Annotated in this window: 11 protein-coding genes and 1 tRNA gene; 6 read left to right on the top strand and 6 right to left on the bottom strand. The window is 68.1% G+C overall.

The window, feature by feature from the left end; translation table 11 throughout:
* The first annotated feature begins 129 nt into the window (after positions 1-129).
* The gene (locus ACIQ7M_RS37695) at positions 130-1,959 is read left to right on the top strand and encodes a S9 family peptidase (RefSeq protein WP_403652839.1); all 1,830 of its coding nucleotides are present in this window, start codon (positions 130-132) and stop codon (positions 1,957-1,959) included.
* Between the two features lie 32 nt (positions 1,960-1,991).
* On the opposite strand, the gene ACIQ7M_RS37690 is transcribed toward ACIQ7M_RS37695, so the two are convergent.
* On the bottom strand, positions 1,992-3,983 hold the full coding sequence (locus ACIQ7M_RS37690; protein ID WP_403652981.1) for an NAD-binding protein: 1,992 nt from the start codon (positions 3,981-3,983) through the stop codon (positions 1,992-1,994).
* Positions 3,984-4,926: 943 nt separating this feature from the next.
* Between ACIQ7M_RS37690 and ACIQ7M_RS37685 the strand changes: the two genes are divergently transcribed.
* Both ACIQ7M_RS37685 and ACIQ7M_RS37680 read left to right on the top strand, forming a co-directional pair.
* Positions 4,927-6,981: a PA14 domain-containing protein gene (locus ACIQ7M_RS37685; protein ID WP_403652836.1), complete on the top strand. Its 2,055-nt coding sequence runs from the start codon at positions 4,927-4,929 to the stop codon at positions 6,979-6,981.
* Between the two features lie 420 nt (positions 6,982-7,401).
* Positions 7,402-7,800, top strand: coding sequence for a helix-turn-helix domain-containing protein (locus ACIQ7M_RS37680; protein WP_403652833.1), 399 nt, complete (start codon positions 7,402-7,404; stop codon positions 7,798-7,800).
* A 65-nt stretch (positions 7,801-7,865) separates the two neighbouring features.
* Here ACIQ7M_RS37680 and ACIQ7M_RS37675 read toward each other — a convergent pair.
* The 3 genes from ACIQ7M_RS37675 to ACIQ7M_RS37665 all read right to left on the bottom strand — a co-directional run bounded on the left by ACIQ7M_RS37675 (position 7,866) and on the right by ACIQ7M_RS37665 (position 9,978).
* Positions 7,866-7,939: transfer RNA gene (locus ACIQ7M_RS37675), tRNA-Pro, on the bottom strand.
* A gap of 28 nt (positions 7,940-7,967) precedes the next feature.
* Positions 7,968-8,744, bottom strand: a complete 777-nt coding sequence (locus ACIQ7M_RS37670) for a Pr6Pr family membrane protein (protein ID WP_403652829.1) — start codon at positions 8,742-8,744, stop codon at positions 7,968-7,970.
* A 307-nt stretch (positions 8,745-9,051) separates the two neighbouring features.
* Positions 9,052-9,978: a metallophosphoesterase gene (locus ACIQ7M_RS37665; RefSeq protein ID WP_403652827.1), complete on the bottom strand. Its 927-nt coding sequence runs from the start codon at positions 9,976-9,978 to the stop codon at positions 9,052-9,054.
* A gap of 197 nt (positions 9,979-10,175) precedes the next feature.
* Here ACIQ7M_RS37665 and ACIQ7M_RS37660 point away from each other — a divergent pair, with 197 nt between their 5' ends.
* Positions 10,176-10,442, top strand: a complete 267-nt coding sequence (locus tag ACIQ7M_RS37660; RefSeq protein ID WP_403652824.1) for a replication initiator — start codon at positions 10,176-10,178, stop codon at positions 10,440-10,442.
* A gap of 1,620 nt (positions 10,443-12,062) precedes the next feature.
* Here the strand turns inward: ACIQ7M_RS37660 and ACIQ7M_RS37655 are convergent.
* Positions 12,063-12,560, bottom strand: a complete 498-nt coding sequence (locus ACIQ7M_RS37655; RefSeq protein ID WP_403652821.1) for a recombinase family protein — start codon at positions 12,558-12,560, stop codon at positions 12,063-12,065.
* Between the two features lie 22 nt (positions 12,561-12,582).
* On the opposite strand from ACIQ7M_RS37655, the gene ACIQ7M_RS37650 reads away from it, so the two are divergent.
* On the top strand, positions 12,583-13,047 hold the full coding sequence (locus tag ACIQ7M_RS37650) for a GatB/YqeY domain-containing protein (RefSeq protein WP_403652818.1): 465 nt from the start codon (positions 12,583-12,585) through the stop codon (positions 13,045-13,047).
* A gap of 435 nt (positions 13,048-13,482) precedes the next feature.
* Here ACIQ7M_RS37650 and ACIQ7M_RS37645 read toward each other — a convergent pair whose 3' ends face one another.
* Positions 13,483-15,771 (bottom strand): transglycosylase domain-containing protein, encoded by a 2,289-nt coding sequence (locus tag ACIQ7M_RS37645; protein ID WP_355759380.1) that lies wholly within the window; start codon positions 15,769-15,771, stop codon positions 13,483-13,485.
* Between the two features lie 405 nt (positions 15,772-16,176).
* On the opposite strand from ACIQ7M_RS37645, the gene wblA reads away from it, so the two are divergent.
* Positions 16,177-16,515: a transcriptional regulator WblA gene (gene wblA / locus ACIQ7M_RS37640; RefSeq protein WP_028799159.1), complete on the top strand. Its 339-nt coding sequence runs from the start codon at positions 16,177-16,179 to the stop codon at positions 16,513-16,515.
* Positions 16,516-16,677 lie beyond the last annotated feature (162 nt).

Here is a 16,677-nt window from a genome sequence, read left to right as displayed (position 1 = left end):
CGCTGCGGGAACGCGGGGCCTGCTTCGCGTGCCGTCCGGCGGTCGGCCGAGCGTGCCGGCGCCGCGAGGTTGTCCACAGGCTGGGGACCTCCCCGGCGCGAGACGGGCCGGGCCAGGCACTATGGGGCCATGACTGAGAGCACCAGGTCCACCGAGCCGCAGCAGGCAGACATGCCCGAGTGGGAGAAGCGCTTCCGGGCACCGCGGGTGTCGCTGCCGGACTGGGCGGAGGACGCACCGCACCGCTCCCTGTTCGTCTCGAACGCGACGGGGACCTACGAGCTGTACGCGTGGGACCGAGCGACGGGGGAGCAGCGCCAGGTCACCCACCGGGCGAACGGCACGACGGACGGGGTGCTCTCGCCCGACGGCGAGTGGATCTGGTGGTTCGACGACAAGGACGGCGACGAGTTCGGCGTCTGGCGGCGCCGCCCGTTCGGCGCCGAACTCGTCGTGGGCGATGTGGACGACCCCGCGGTTCCCGGCCTCGACCCCTCCTACCCCGCGGGCCTGGCCATCGGCCGCGACGGGCGCACGTCCGTCGTGGGCCGCTCGACGGACGAGGACGGATCGACGATCCACGTCGCCCGCGCCGGCGATGCCACGGTGGAGATTTACCGGCACCGCGAGTCCGCCGGCGTCGGCGACCTCTCGCACGACGGCTCGCTGATCGCCGTCGAGCACACCGAGCACGGCGACGCGATGCACTCGGCGCTCAAGGTGCTGCGCCCGGACGGTTCGGCGGTCGCCGAGCTGGACGACACCGAGGGCGGCACGGTCGAGCTGGGCCTCGAAGTGCTCGGCTTCGCCCCCGTCGACGGGGACAGCCGGCTGCTCATCGGGCACCAGAGGCGCGGCCGCTGGGAGCCCCTCGTGTGGGACGTGGCGACGGGCGAGCAGACCGACCTGGGGCTCGACCTGCCCGGTGACGTGGCCGCCGAGTGGTATCCGGACGGCTCGGCCCTCCTCATCGCGCACAGCTTCGAGGCGCGCAGCGACCTGTGGCGTTACGACCTGGCCTCCGGTGAGCTGACCCGGGTCCCGACCCCGCCCGGCACGGTGTCCGGGGCGACGGCCCGTCCGGACGGAACGGTGGAGTATCTGTGGTCGTCGGCCGCGGAGCCGTCCACCGTCCGTTCGACGACCGGTGAGATCGTCCTGGACCCGCCCGGCCAGAAGTCCCCGGGATCCGTTCCCGTGGAGGACGTCTGGGTCGAGGGACCCGGCGGCCGCGTCCACGCCCTGATCCAGAAGCCGGCCGACGCCACAGGACCGCTGCCCACCGTCTTCGAGATCCACGGCGGCCCGACCTGGCACGACAGCGACTCGTTCGCGGCGGGCCCGGCGGCCTGGGTCGACCACGGCTACGCGGTGGTCCGGGTCAACTACCGCGGCTCCACGGGTTACGGCCGCGCGTGGACCGACGCGCTCAAGCACCGCGTCGGCCTCATCGAGCTGGAGGACATCGCGGCGGTCCGCGCGTGGGCGGTCACGTCCGGCCTGGCCGACCCCGACCGGCTGATCCTCACCGGCGGCTCCTGGGGCGGCTACCTCACCCTCCTCGGCGTCGGCACCCAGCCCGACGCCTGGGCCCTCGGCATCGCCGCCGTCCCGGTCGCCGACTACGTCACGGCGTACCACGACGAGATGGAGGCGCTGAAGGCCATGGACCGTACGCTCCTCGGCGGCACCCCGGAAGAGGTCCCCGAGCGCTTCGAGGCGTCCTCCCCGCTGACGTACGTCGACGCGGTGAAGGTCCCCGTGTACATCTCGGCCGGGGTCAACGACCCCCGCTGCCCCATCCGCCAGATCGACAACTACGTCACCCGCCTCGCCGCCCGAGAAGCCGTCCACGAGGTCTACCGCTACGACGCGGGCCACGGCTCCCTCGTCGTCGACGAACGCATCAAGCAGGTCCGCCTGGAACTCGACTTCGCGGAACGCCACTTGGGCAAGTGACACGGTGGCCCGGGGCTCTGCCGAGCCCCGGGCTATGCCCCCGCCCGCTGCCGGGGCCGGCGGCCGAGCAGTTCCGCCAGCCCTCGTCGTGTCGCGGCGAGCACCACGCGGTCCTCGGGCTTGAGGACATAGGTGGAGGGCAGGTCCCACACCAGCCGGGGACCGCGCCCGCCGGGCGCCGGGTCGGCCCGGCGCTCCTCGGGGGTCGCCGTGTCCAGCGCGAGCACGCGCCAGGCCCCGGCCCGGAACGCCTCTCCCACCGTGCGCCCTTCGAGCTGCGGATGTCCGCCGACGTCCACCGCGGCGAACAGCAGCACCCGCCGCTCGACGGGAATCGCCCCGAGGATCTGTCTCCCCAGCATCGCTCCGGCGAACGCGGGCGCGGCGAGATGGGACACGCTGCGGCTCCGGGTGAGCGCGCCGGGATGTGCGGCCCGGAGGGTGCGGTAGACGGCGGTCGCGAAGTCGTCGTCGTACAGCCGCAGGACGACCCGCAGATCGGGCTTCAGGGTGCGGGCGGAGAGTACGGCCTCCAGGTTCATGGTGTCCGCGCTGGTCAGTGCCAGCAGCGCGTGCGCCCGATGGATCTTGGCGGCCTCCAGCACTCCTTCCTGCGTGACGTCCCCCAGCACCACGGGCACCCGCAGACTCCGTGCCAGCGCGAGCCCCCGGGCCTCGGGATCGGCCTCCACGCACACCACGGGGATACGCAGTTCACGCAGCCGCGCCAGCACCCGCGTACCGATCTTGCCGACCCCGAGCAGCACCACGTGTCCGGACAGCCCGCGGGGCGGTTTCCGAAGAGCGGTCCCGCCGCGGAACGTGCCGAGCGCCTCGAGCACGGCCGCGAGCAGCACCGGCAGCAGCAGCAGCCCGACCAGCCCCGAACAGAGTTGGAGGATCTGCCGCCCGAGCGGCTGCCCGATGGCCGGGTCGTTGATGGCGAAGAGATCGAGCAGGGTCAGATACGTGGCCTGGAGCGGCTGCTCCCCGGTGACCAGCATCGACGCCACGGCCAGCCCGACCACACACGCGACGAGCCCCGCGAACGACCAGCGCAGCCGCCGCGACAGCAGCGAGCCGAACCACGGCACGACCCCGCGTCCGGAGCCCAGTTCGGGCCCGGAGTACGACACGTTCTCCAGGACGACCGTGCCGCGCCCGGTGGCGGCGGCCACCGCCCTTTCATCGGGCAGGAGTTGAGGCCCCTGCGCACCGCTGCTCTCGGAACCGTCGGCGCCGGCCGGGTCGTTGGTCGTGGCGGACAGCAACGCCAGTGTGCACAGCCCCGGATCGGCGACCGCGCCCGGACCGGGCGGCGGCCGCTCCACCGCGCGCAGCATCAGCCCGTCGGTCTGGACGACCTTGCTGGTACCGGCCACGGCGGTGGCCGCGAGCGCGGGCGCGGCCGTGTCGGCGTCGGACAGCACGGTGGTGGAGGCGTCGTAGACCTCGGTGTTCCGGCCGGCACGGGAGGCGTCCGAACCCGGGCCGCCCGCGGCCGAGTTCGCGCCGCCGCGGGTGTCAGGTGCGCTGTCGGGTCCGGTGGCGGCGGCCAGGGCCGAGGCCTGATCGAGGAGGGCCTCGATGTGCTGGCCGAGACGCCGGTTGTAGAGCCGCAGGACCAGCCGGATGCGCGGATTGAGGCGCCGGGCGGTGAGCGCGGCACGGATGTTGGTCTCGTCGTCGTCGTACACGAGGGCGAGCGCGGTGGCCCGCTCGACACCCGCGTAGGAGAGCGCGTTCTCGGTGAGTTCGGCGGCCTCGACGACCCGCTCGGAACCACCCGTCTCCTCGCTCCCTCCTCCCCCTCCTCCTCCCGCTCCGCCGTTCCCGTTCCCGGAGGCCCGGTTCACGGCCGCGGACACCCGGTCGAACAGGGCGGTGGCACGCGCCCGCCCGACGACCGGCGGCCGCACACCATGCTGCGCGGGCGGCACCACAAGGGTCACGCGCTCGCCGTACACCCCACGCAACTCGGCGGCCAGCCGCTGGGCCAGGGCGTCGTCCCCGGCCACCACCATGAGCTCGGCGGCGTCACTCGACGCGCTCTGAGACGGAAGATTCCCCACGGAGGAGAAGACTGCCGCACGGATGCGGGTGGTTCCAGTGAGGAGACCGTGCGCCCCGGAACCACCGACTGGTCCCCCGCCGATCTCAGCGGGTTTCCTTCCCGGACAGACATGAGTGAACGGCGCTGAACGAGACGGAAACCGAGACGGAGGGCGACACCGGGCTCGCTTAGCCTCTTCGCTGTTGAAGGGAGACCAATCCGCCGGCTTCACAGCCTCGCTTTGACCTTCTGGGAGCGTGCGGCCTCAGGAGTGTTTGCCCTGGTACCCGCCAAGGCGGGTCCGCCTGCCCTGCTCCATGCCACGGTCTGGCGAAGTCCCAGGTGCTTCTGGTGCGAGCCGTCCCGCCTGACCTCTGGCGACACACACCATCACGTGTCCAGTCCGCAGAAGATCAAGGAGGCAGCCGACGCTCAACCACCAATAGAAGGACCGGAGTACAAGGGCAGTGAGTGCAAAGTAGATGAAAATCGCGACAAAAAACGCAGATGCGGAAAGATTGAGCACCAGTAGTGGCCAGCCGGAATCCGTTTTGGCTCTAATGAATCTCTGCCAAGTCGTTCGTGGCACTTGAGTGGGATGCGGGCTGAAGCGGCGTTTGAACCCGCCGACAAAAGATCGCTGCGTCATGGAGGCATGGAACAGTTGAAGACAACGTCTGCGCAAGCACCTGCTACGGAGATACCGGCACGGCCAGTTGAGTCTCAACGCCCGAGCCGAGCCAGCGCCGCGACCGCCGATATGGAGAAGGCCCGCTTGAGGGACGGACTCCGCAGGACGGCCGGGTTCGTCGGGGAATTCGCTGGTGGTGGGGGACAACCCTGCCGCCGCCTCGTGAGTCACACGGGTGCTCAGCTGTTTCACTTTTCATGGTCCGAAGGGCCCGCTCTCTGTGATGACTCGTACCCGGCTGACCGTGCTGGCCTCCACGGCCGCCCTCGCCGCCACCTGCAGCCTGATCACCGCCTCCCCGGCCTCGGCGGCCGTCACCTGCGCCTCGCCACAGTGGAAGGCGCAGTACTTCGGCAACTCCACCTTCAGCGGCACGCCGAAACGGACCACCTGCGACTCGGCCATCGCTGAGAACTACGGGTACGGAGACCCGGCCGGTGTCACGTTGCCCAAGGACAACTTCTCCGTGCGCTGGTCCCTCACCCGGGACTTCGGTTCCGGCGGCCCCTTCCGGCTGACCGCCGCCACCCAGGACGGCATGCGCGTCTACGTAGACGGTGTGCGGAAGATCGACCTGTGGAAGAACGTCTCCGCCACTGCCCGCAAGAGCGTCGACCTGACCGTCCCGGCCGGCACGCACACGCTGCGCGTGGACTATGTCGCCTGGACCGGATTCGCTCTGGCCCAGTTCACGTACGCCCCGCGTACCGAGGCCGCCGTCGACACGGTCAAGCCGCTCGCCCCGGCCGGCCTGTCCGCCTCATACGACCGGGCCACCGCGAGGACCACCCTGCGCTGGGCCGCGAACAAGGAGATGGACCTCGCCGGCTACCGCGTCTACCGCCGGTTGGGCACCGCTGCGTGGGCGAGGGTCAGCGGTTCGTCACTGCTCACCTCGCGCTCTTTCGTGGACGCGACACCCGCCACGGGCCAGACCTTCCTGTACGAGGTCCGCGCCGTCGACAAGGCGGGCCGCGAGTCCGCAGGCAGCACCGACGTCACCGCCGCGACCGTGGACCGTACAGGCCCGGCGGCACCGGCCGGGCTCACGGTCACCGGCGACTCCTGGTGGGCCACCCTGGAATGGCAGCCGGTCGCCGATGCCACGGCATACGAGGTCTACGCCGCCTCCGCGGCCACCGGCCCGTTCACTCTGCTGGGCACCACTGCCGCGAGGTCGTACCGTACTGACGCGCCCGTGAACACCGCCCGGTACTACCGGGTCCGCGCCCTGGATGCGTCCGGCAACCCGTCGGCGTACGCCACCATCACCGGCGACGGCGTCGACCGGATGCCGCCGAAGTCCCCTGTCTCCCTCGAGGCCATCGCCCAGTACGGCTACACCGACGTGTACTGGAAGCAGCCCGACGGCTTCTACGAGGACTTCGACAACGGCGGGACGTACCACGTCTACCGTTCGCCCGGAAAGACCCTCGACCCGGCCGCCCTCACCCGCGTGATCTGCGAGCACTCCGAGAGCGACGAGACCAGTACCGACGGCGTCTGCCACGACCTGGACATGCCCGCGGGCACCTATGTGACGTACGCGGTCGCGGCGGTGGACCCGGCCGGCAACGAATCGGCGCTGTCCGCCCCGCTCGTCGTGCGCACCGGTGACCGCGTCGCGCCCGGCCCGGTCACCGGTGTGAAGGCCACCCCGCGCGCCGACGGCATGCTGCTGAGCTGGGAGGCCTCGCCCGAGGATGACGTCAAGTTCTACGACGGCTGGATCGGCACCCGGAAGGCCGACGGCACGGTCAAATGGCTCGGCTCCATTTCCTGCGCGGAGGGCACCAGCGACCCGCTCGCGGTCGTCTGCGGCGACCTGCCGGACGGTGAGACGTACGTGTACGCGGTCGTCGCCAGAGACCGCTGGGGCAACGTACTGTCCCCGAGCGCGCAGGGGGTCACGGTCGTCGAGGCCACCGAGCTGGACATGAGGCCGTCCGTGACGGTCACCCGGGACTGGAGCCTCGGCAGCATCGGCTACAACAGCGTGATCGGAGGCCCCGACGTGACCGGGCCGTTCATCAACTGGGGGTGCGACAACACGGCCGAGTGCGACACCGTCGCGGGCTACCGGGTCAGCCGGTGGAACCCGGCCACCGAGGCGTACGAGCCCCTGCACACCGGGCTGCTGCCGGCCACGACCCGCGCCTACAGGGACACCACCGCCGCCCGGGGGACCACGCACTTCTACACGCTGGAGGCGGTGCGCGCCGACGGCAGCGTCGCGGGCACGCATGTGTGGAGCTGTGTCTTCCAGAACCGCGTCTAGGCAGGTCCGTCCCGATCATCCGAATCGTCCGGGCGCCGCTCCGCGGGTACTCCCGCACCGGCGCCCGGTCGACGCGGAGTCCGGCTGCTGCTCCCGGGCCGGACGCCGGGGCAGGGTGGGGGAGGCCACGCAGGACACGGCCGCCTTCTGACGGCGAGCTGCTGGACGCGGCGCCGGTCTACGGCGTAGCCCGGTGACTCGTCTCTGCGGTGCGTAGCGGCTGGCAGTGGAGGACGAACCAGGCAGCGTGAATGAGGACGGCACTCCGTCCGAGGTGCGCTCTCCGACTTCGTCGTCTTCATCAACCCCGCCGTGTCGGATCAGGACACCTTCTGCTCTGCAGCGGAGACCTTCGACCAGCCGGAAGGCTGACTGCCTGTTCGCCAGGCGTTGTGTAGAACGCTGGATCGGCAGGAACAAATGCGGGTGCTGGGGGCACGACTTCGGGCTCTGCGCCTGGATGCCGGCCTGCCGGGTGCGGTGTTGGCGCAGCGGGCTGGAGTGGGTCAGCCGACGGTGTCCAAGGTGGAGAACGGGCGGATGGTCCCCAGCCGTGACGTCCTCGACCGCCTGTCCGGAGCTCTCGGCCTGGATGCCGCTGTTGTCGCGGAGTTGCGGGTGGCCTTCGCGGAAGTCGAGTCGGCTCCGTCCGTGGGCGCAGACGAGACCCTCGCGGGTTTGAGTGCCTCCGCGGATGCCGTTGTCGACGTGGCGGTGCGCGGGGCCCGGCACAGCTTCATGTGCCGTGGTCATGGACGGCATCTTCGGCACCGACTGACGCGGGTCGCAGGCACTCAGGAATCGGTAGTCACGCAGTAGACACACAGCAACGCCAGAGGGCCCTTACCGATCCGGTAAGGGCCCTCTGAACTGCTATTTAGCTGTCGGGGTGGCGGGATTTGAACCCACGACCTCTTCGTCCCGAACGAAGCGCGCTGCCAAGCTGCGCTACACCCCGATTGTCGCTGCTCTCGCGGCGACGTCGTTTACTTTAGCCCACCGGTGGCCTGAGACGAAATCCGGTTTTCTGGGCGTCGGACCGGGTCGGGGCGCACGTGGTCGAGGGCGACGATCAGGAGGGCCAGGGCGTAGAAGGCGGCGCCGAGGATGGCGGTGTTGCCGAGGACGCCTCCGTAGCCGTGCCGGTCCACGTCGACGAAGGGGTAGAGGTAGCGCGCCGGCGTCCCGGGCGTCAGCATCGCGCCGCGGGCCAGGCTGAAGGCCAGGTAGGCGAGGGGGTAGATCAGCCAGGTCGCTGCGTTGCGCAGCGCCAGTGGGGTCGGGCGGGTCAGCAGCAGCCAGTCGATGGCCACGGCGATCGGCGTGACCGTGTGGAGGAGCTGATTGGCGACCGCGTGCCATCCGGAGAGCGTGTCGTTGCCTCCGGTCATGGAGAACGGCGCCGACTCGTTCGCCAGGATCAGGTGATAGACGAGGCCTGTGATCGAGATGTAGATCAGTGTGCCGCCGGTCAGCACCCCGGGCAGGGGCCTGCGCGCCGACCAGGCCCGGCGCGCCGACATCGCGAAGACCACGGCCACGAGCAGATTCGTCTGGATCGTGAAGTAGCTCAGCAGACGGGCCGTGGTTCCCAGCTTCATCTCGACGGCCACGCCGGTCGCCGCCGCGAGGGCCACCAGGGCGCGGTAGACCGCTGTGGCCGGGCGGTGGGAGGGGCCCACCACCGCCGTCGCGGGGACGAAGGGGTGGGTCGTTGGGATGATGCCCGGTATCGCGGGGAGATCGGGTATGTCCCTGGGCATAGGGGTGATCATGCCCTCACGCTAAGCGGGTCGAGGCATCTGGGCGATATGTGTAGACCGGGCGGGTTACATGGGTTACGGGCCCGTGATTCGGTTCGGCGTCGCCGCGTTGCCGCGTCGTCGTCACCGGTCATATCGGTGGGACTACGTAACGTCCTGGGTTGCGGCAGTCGAGTCCACCGCGGCACGCACTCGACGGGCATGGTCGGGTGGCGCTCACTCCCACTGTCTCTGCCCCGGGCCGTCACTTTCACGTGCCGACCGGGCCTCGCTCGACGTCCTGCCCTGCCCGGATGCCCCGGACTTCCTACACCCGCTCCACCAGCGTCAGCAGTGACGCCTCCGGCGGGCAGGCGAAGCGGACCGGGGTGTAGCGGCTCGCGCCGCAGCCCGCTGAGACGTGCATGTACGACGTCCGGCCCTCCGCCGTATGCCTGGAGAGTCCCTTGACGCGGTCCGTGTCCAGGTCGCAGTTGGTGACGAAGGCGCCGTAGAAGGGGAGGCAGATCTGGCCGCCATGGGTGTGGCCCGCCAGGATGAGGGGGTAGCCGTCGGCGGTGAAGGCGTCCAGGCTGCGCAGGTACGGGGCGTGCACGATGCCCATCGAGAAGTCGGCGGACTCGGACGGCCCGCCGGCCACGCGCGCGTAGCGGTCGCGCTTGATGTGCGGGTCGTCGAGGCCCGTCAGCTCGATCTCCGAGCCCTCGATCTTCAGTGTCCCCCGGGTGTTCGTCAGGTTCAGCCAGCCCGCGGTGTCGAAACCGTCGCGCAGGTCCTCCCACGGGTTGTGGACGGCGCCCACGACCGGCTTGTTGCCGTTCAGCCCGTGACGGCCCGCCGTCTTCTCGAACAAGTAGCGGGCGGGGTTGCGGAGTGTGGGGCCGTAGTAGTCGTTCGAACCGAAGACGTAGGCGCCCGGGAAATCCATCAGGGGGCCGAGCGCGTCCAGCACCTCAGGCACGCCCTCCGGGTCCGAGAGGTTGTCCCCGGTGTTGATCACGAAGTCGGGGCGCAGGCCGGCCAGGGAGCGAAGCCAGCGCTGCTTCTTGCGCTGTCCGCTCACCATGTGGATGTCGGAGACCTGAAGAATGCGCAGCGGCCGCATCCCCGGAGGCAGAACCGGGACAGTCACCCGCCGCAGGCGGAAGGAACGGGCCTCGAACCCCGCCGAGTACAGCAGTCCGGCGGCGCCCACCGCCGTGATTCCCAGGGGTACTCCGTATCGCGCGCGCATACGCCCATCGTGTCAGACTCCGCTGAGCGCTCATCACCGCCTGTGGACAGTCCGAAAGCGCCCCGTTCGGGGTCTGCGGAGACGGCATCCCAGCACGGCCCTTCGGGCGTTGGCCGGGTGCGCCGGGAAATCAACAGGCGTCCACATCACCGCACCTGCGACACCTGACGGTATGACGACAGCCAAGGCTCCGTGAGATGACGCCCGTTAGTGATCAGGCCGCGGCCGCGTACATGGCGAAGTACCTGTCCAAGACCGTCGAGGGTGTGCGCGGTGGCGGTACGGACCGGTCGATCACCTCGTACGGGGAACTGGATCTGCCCCCCGTGCCGGCGCACGCACGGGCCCTCATGGGTACGTGCCGGCGTCTCGGGCGGCTTGGCGAGCTCGATCGGCTGTCGCTGCGGGCATGGGCCCACGCGTCGGGCCACCGCGGCCACCGGAGCCATGATCAATCGTGCTGAAGCAGTTCCGGCCCAAAGTCGTCCCACCGCCCGCTTGCATCAGCCGCCGGTGGTCGCTGCTAGGTCCGGGGCAGGATTTTTTCGCGGGCTTCTCGCGGACCGATGATCAAAGTGAGAGCTCCCGGATCCTGGGGGTGCTCTTTGAGCGAAACACTTCCGCGTTGATCAGACGCTGATCCACGAGTCCGAGATGAGTAATCGATCACCATCGCCGACTTGCTACACCCAAGCGAAGCCCACATCGCAGATCCACTCGTACCTGCCGAAGCGAAATTGTACGGGCCGGCAGGGTATTTTGCGCTCCCGCCTGAATCATTCTCCGGCCATGCCGAAGTGATATGAAGCAACGATCGTTTCGGCTTCGCCGCGTCAGTCACCCGAAGGCCGCAGGAGTCTCCCTGGATATATGCGACCAGGCGGTAAGGGCCTTTTCGGACCTCGCCTATCACCTTAGGGGTGTGAGAATCTGAAGGGAACTCATCCGCCGAAATGACCTTTTCTTCGGTCGCGTCGATCGAATCAAGTCGACTTAGCTGCGTGAATTGGGGAGCCGATGGTTCGTGCGTAGCCCTGTCTCCGCTTCCTGAAGTGCATGCGACGCACAAGAGCGGAAGGGTGGCCCCTAAGGTCAGCCTTCGAAAAACCTGCGCCATGGGGCCACCCTTTCACACCGGAAATTTAGACTGACTAGTCTAGCCACTGATTGAAGCATACGCCGATAGGCTTATATACGTCGACTACGTGAGGAATGCTCCGCATGTCCCTGAACTTGACCAGATAGTGCTGAAAGAGAGTGTACGCTTCAATATTCCCATGCTTGCCTCTGGGCACCTCGTAGCGAGTTTCATCCGTAACTTTGTAGGTGTTTGTCACATCAAAGCCTACATTGGCAGAGATTAGGCCTTTAGCGATGCCGGCGCTCCCGCTGAGCTGGACCGACCGCTCCTTACTGACGGACAGCACCAGGGTGGTCTTGCCGTTTCCGGAAGTCTTCGAAATTACTTGTGTGCTGCACGACTCACCGAGATTTGATACCGCCCGAGGTGAAACGGTCGAGAGTGGCCGCGCGTAATCGGCGTTGTGCTTGACTATCAACCTGGCTCCAGGCTTGGAGAGGTTGTCGGGTATCTCGGCTCCAGGCTCAAAGAATTGAGTGACGGGACTTGCGTGGGGAGTCATTGTCTCGTCCTGGGCTGCGGCCGGAGTAACTGCTAAGCCCGTACTCACGGCTACTGCACCGATGAGCGCGCCAATCCGTGCTGTCCGATTCATTATTCCCCCTAGGTCTCGGCCTGTATCTCTCGGCCTGTGTTCCCGTTCTGGCGAACGAGTAAGAACCTAGTGGCTGTACGGTGCATCGCTCAATGGAATTGAGGGAGGTTTGAGAGTGGACTGACTGATTCCGGAAATAGTTTCTCTTTCACGGTTGCATGACAGCTCATCCGCTTTCCCATAGTAAGTTCGGCCGGGGAGCCTCGAAACGGGCTTATGTCACCGCCAAAGGGTTCGGCTCGATCTCCACCGGCCCGAAGTCGAAGTGCCTGCCCTTGGTCGACCTCGCCTTGATGATCACGGCGGCGAAGGCGCTCGATCAGCGCGTCCTTGAGCCGTCGGGAGGTGTCATCTCGATGCGGAGGAGAAGCGGTCATCGGGGTCCGCGAGATCGCGTTGGTTGGCCTCGCCGTGCAAGGTGATGTTGTGGTCGTCCGCGATCTGTAAAAGCTCTTCGAGATCGCGGGGCTGACGCATCAGGCGGTCGGGGTGGTACGTCAGGATGTGGCGGACATGGCCGGACCGCGCGGCCTCCAACAACTCGTCCCAGCCCGTGCGCTTCCGGTTGCGCTGCCAAGCTGATCGGTTGTTGTCCACGTAGATCATGTCGTGGCTGACGGTGACACCGAGCCGCTCCGCGATGTCGCGGCAGATACGCTCTTGTCGGTCGACGCCCGTTTGGTCGTCATCGTTCACGTGGGAGATCCGGCAGTAGATCGCCGCCGGTTCTCCCGTCCAGTCGGTACTTCCGCGTCGTCGGGCCTTTTGAGTTTCGGTCATCCGGGCCAACTTGCGGAAGCGTGCCGAGTCGCTTGTGACCTGCGATATCTCGTTGACCGGGTCCATGACAAAAGGCTATGAATAAACCATGACCACGCTCAAGTCGAAGTTGCAGGAAGACCTCAACGCCGCGATCAAGGGGCGCGACGAGCTCCGCTCCTCGACGATCCGGCTGACCCTCTCCGCGATCACCAATGAGGAGGTCGCGGGCAAGACCAAGCGCGAACTCTCCGACGAGGAAGTGCAGAAGGTGATCGCCCGCGAGGCGAAGAAGCGTCGTGAGGCGGCCGAGGCCTTCGCGCAGGGCGGTCGCCCCGAGTCGGCCGAGCGTGAGCGGGCCGAGGGCGAGGTGCTCGCGGTGTATCTGCCCAAGCAGCTTTCCGACGACGAGCTTCGGCAGATCGTCGCCCAGGCCGTCGAGGAGGCCAGGGCGGCCGGCGCCGAGGGTCCGCGCGCGATGGGCGCGGTCATGAAGATCGTGAACCCGAAGGTGGCCGGACAGGCCGAGGGCGGCCGTGTCGCCGCCGTCGTGAAGCAGTTGCTCACGGGCTGACGCCGTCCCCGGTTCCGGATCCACATCCCGTTCAAGATCCGGTTCCGGTTCGGGGTCCGAATCCCGTTCAGATCCGGTTCCGGTTCCGGTCGACTCGATGGTGCACTCGCCGGTGCCAGCGGCGGCCGGTCGGTGGTCATCCTGAGGGTTGCCCGTCCCAAGGCGGTCGCCATGGCGCCCGCCCCGTGGACGTCGTACGCCCCGGCGGGTGCGGGCCATCGGGTCCGGACCGCCGACGTCGTACGTCCCGGCGGTGGACGATGCGATTGCGCCGCCCCGCCAACCTCGTGCGTCACGTCACGGCGGCCCGCCACGCGACAGCAACACCCCTTATGCCGAACGCCCCGTGGGCCAGGATCGACTCCTGGCCCACGGGGCGTTCCCGCGTACACGCGAAGGCGTACGGACTACGGGTTACGGACTACGGGCTACGCCTCAGCGTTGGCCGCCGTTTCCATTGCCGCTGTTCGTGTTGCCGCTGTTCGTGTTGCCCTGGATCCATCCGTCCGGGAAGGAGACGGAAGGCGTCGGGAACGTTACTCCGCCGTCGCTCTGACCGGTGATGGTGTTGCCGGTGGTGTTGTCGTTCCCCCTGCCACCGTGGCGGCCGCGGCCCTTGTTGTTGTCGTCCTGGCCCTTGCCCTTGTCCTTCTCGGGGTCGGGAATGTTGACCAGGTTGAAGGACGGGGCGTCCTTGCCCGAGAGCGCGCCCGTCATCAGGTCCCGCCAGATCGGACCGGGGACCTGACCGCCGTACACCTTGTCGTGCCAGACGCCGCCGATCTGGATGCCCCGCATCTGGACCCGCTGGGAGGCGCTGCCGACCCAGACGGCGCCGGACAGGTTCGGCGTGTAGCCGACGAACCAGGCGTTCTTGCGCTCGTCCGTCGTACCCGTCTTACCGGCGTTGGCGCGGTCGGTGAGACCGGCCTGCTGGCCCGTACCGGAGTCGATCACACCGCTCAGCAGGCTGTTGACGGTGTCCGCGGTCGTCTCGGACATGGCCCGCGAGCAGGTCGACTTGGGCACGTCCAGGGACTTCTCGTGGCCGCCGATCTGCTGGCTGATCGACTCGATGGCGACCGGCGTGCAGTACATGCCGCGGGAGGCGAAGGCGGCGTAGGCCGTGGCCATCGTGAGCGGCGAGATGCCCTTGGCGCCCAGGGCGATGGCGGGCACCTCGGGGAGCTTGTCGCCGTTGCCCTGGACCACGCCGAGCTTGTCGATCTGGTTCATCACCGGGCACAGGCCGATGTCGGAGATCATCTGCACGAAGTAGGTGTTGACCGACTTGGCCATCGCCTCCTTCAGCTGATACGGGCCCTGCTCGGACGCGCTCTCGTTCGGGACCTGCTCGTTCCCCTGGTTCGTCCACGGCTTGCTGCCGCAGGTCTGCACCGGGCTGGGGTACGGCATCTTGTTCGGCGAGGAGTACTCCTGCGTTGCCGGCCGGCCCTGCTCCAGCGCCGCCGCGGCCACGAACGGCTTGAACGTCGAACCGGTCGGGAAGCCGTAGTTCGAGCCGCCCATGTCGTAGTTGACCGAGTAGTTGTACTCGGTCTCGTTCTTCCCGTAGCCGTACGGCTTCGACTGGCCCATACCGAGGATCTTCCCGGTGCCGGGCTCGACGAGGGTGGCCGCCGCGGCGACCTTGTCGGACTTGTAGACGTGATCCTTCAGCGACGCCTGGATCGACGCCTGGGACTGCGGGTCGAGCGTCGTACGGATCGTCAGGCCGCCCTGGTTCCAGACCTTCGCCCGCTCCTCCTTGGTCTTGCCGAAGACGGGGTCGCTCAGGAAGACCTTCTCCACGTACTTGCAGAAGAAGCTGGCACCCTTGATCGCCGTGATGCAGCCGTTCTTCGGCTGGCTGACGTGCAGCCCGAGCTTCGTGGCCTTGGCGGCGTCGGCCTGATCCTGGGAGATGTCGTGCACCTCGGCCATGCGCTGCAGCACGGTGTTGCGGCGCTTGACGGCCTCCTCCTCGTCGTTGACCGGGTCGTACCGGCTCGGCGACTGGACGATGCCCGCGAGCAGTGCGGACTCCTGGAGGTTCAGGTCCTTGGCGGGCTTGGAGAAGTAGCGCTGGGAGGCGGCCTCGACGCCGTACGCCTGCTCCCCGAAGAACGTGATGTTCAGGTAGTTCTCGAGGATCTTCTTCTTGCCCAGCTTCTCTTCGAGCTGGATCGCGTACTTGAGCTCGCGGATCTTGCGGCCGATGGTCTGCTGGGTGGCCTCGGCGACCTTCGTCGGGTCGTCGCCGGCCTCTTCCACGAAGTAGTTCTTCACGAGCTGCTGGGTCAGGGTGGAGGCGCCCTGGGCCACCCCGCCGTTCTGCGCGTTCTGGTTGACCGCGCGCAGAATGCCCTTCAGGTCGATCGCGCCGTGCTGGTAGAAGCGCGAGTCCTCGATCGCGACGATCGCCTTCTGCATGTACGGCGAGATGGCCTTGAGGTCGACCACCGTGCGGTCGCGCGAGTAGACGGTCGCGATCTGACCGCCCTTGCTGTCCAGGATCGTGGTCCGCTGACTCAGCGACGGACTTTTCAGATTGTCCGGAATATCGTCGAATCCCTGGACCGACCCCTTGGCCGCCAGACCGAGCGCGCCCGCGGCGGGCAGCGCGATTCCGGCCATGACGGCGCCCGCGAGCACGCTGACACCGAGGAACTTGGCGGCCTGCTGCGTAGGGGACAGACCACCGCCCGAGCGCTTCTTTGGCATGAGGGCAGCCTACGTTCTCATTCGCCGGACACGCGTATATGCCTTGGCCTAAGCTGCTCACAACTGTCACAGCAGTGCGGCCACGTATCAATACGTCCGGCGACCCCGAATCGTTCCGGAGGTTCCGCACTCTTGTGGAGTGCGTGTCCGAATCAGCCTTGTGTGTCACGGGGCGTCCGTTGTGACTCGACCCAACTGTCCCGGTTTGCCGGGATGGTCGCGCATGTCCTCGGCTCACTCCCCCGGGTGATCTGCCGCTTACGCATAGTCCGTTCGGGCCATTCAAGATTGGGCCCGAAGGGGGTGTTGCGCTGTGCCCACCTTCCGTAACGTCCTCAACTGGCGGCGGTGAATATGCCGCTGCCGCCGTGGGGGAGCCTCGATTCGGGAGAGGACGGCGCCGGTATGGGCTGGGTAACCGACTGGAGTGCGCAGGCGGCCTGCCGCACTACCGATCCAGATGAACTGTTCGTTCAAGGAGCAGCGCAGAACAGGGCCAAGGCAGTGTGCACCGGATGTCCGGTTCGCACGGAGTGCCTCGCCGATGCGCTCGACAACCGCGTCGAATTCGGCGTGTGGGGTGGCATGACCGAGCGTGAGCGCCGCGCATTGCTGCGCCGGCGGCCGACCGTCACCTCGTGGCGGCGCCTGCTCGAGACCGCGCGTACGGAGTACGAGCGCGGGGCGGGCCTGCTGCCCCTCGACGAGGAAGAGGTGTACGAGCGCTACGCGGCGGTGGGCTGAGGGGAGTTCGCCCCATCGCGGCCAGGACGCCAGAACGCCGCTCTAGGGTCTCTCGGGCTCGTGCGGGCCCTCCCGGCCCGCTCGGCGGCCGAGGGGGCAGGGTGGGGCCTGAAGCGGCCCCTCGGGGGTCTCTGGACTCGGCCAAGGCCCCCCAAGGGTCTC

The sequence above is a fragment of the Streptomyces sp. NPDC096324 genome, from assembly GCF_044763015.1.
Classification (GTDB): domain Bacteria; phylum Actinomycetota; class Actinomycetes; order Streptomycetales; family Streptomycetaceae; genus Streptomyces.
The sequence above is the reverse complement of the archived record's forward strand: the minus strand, read 5'-3'. Positions and strand labels throughout refer to the sequence as shown.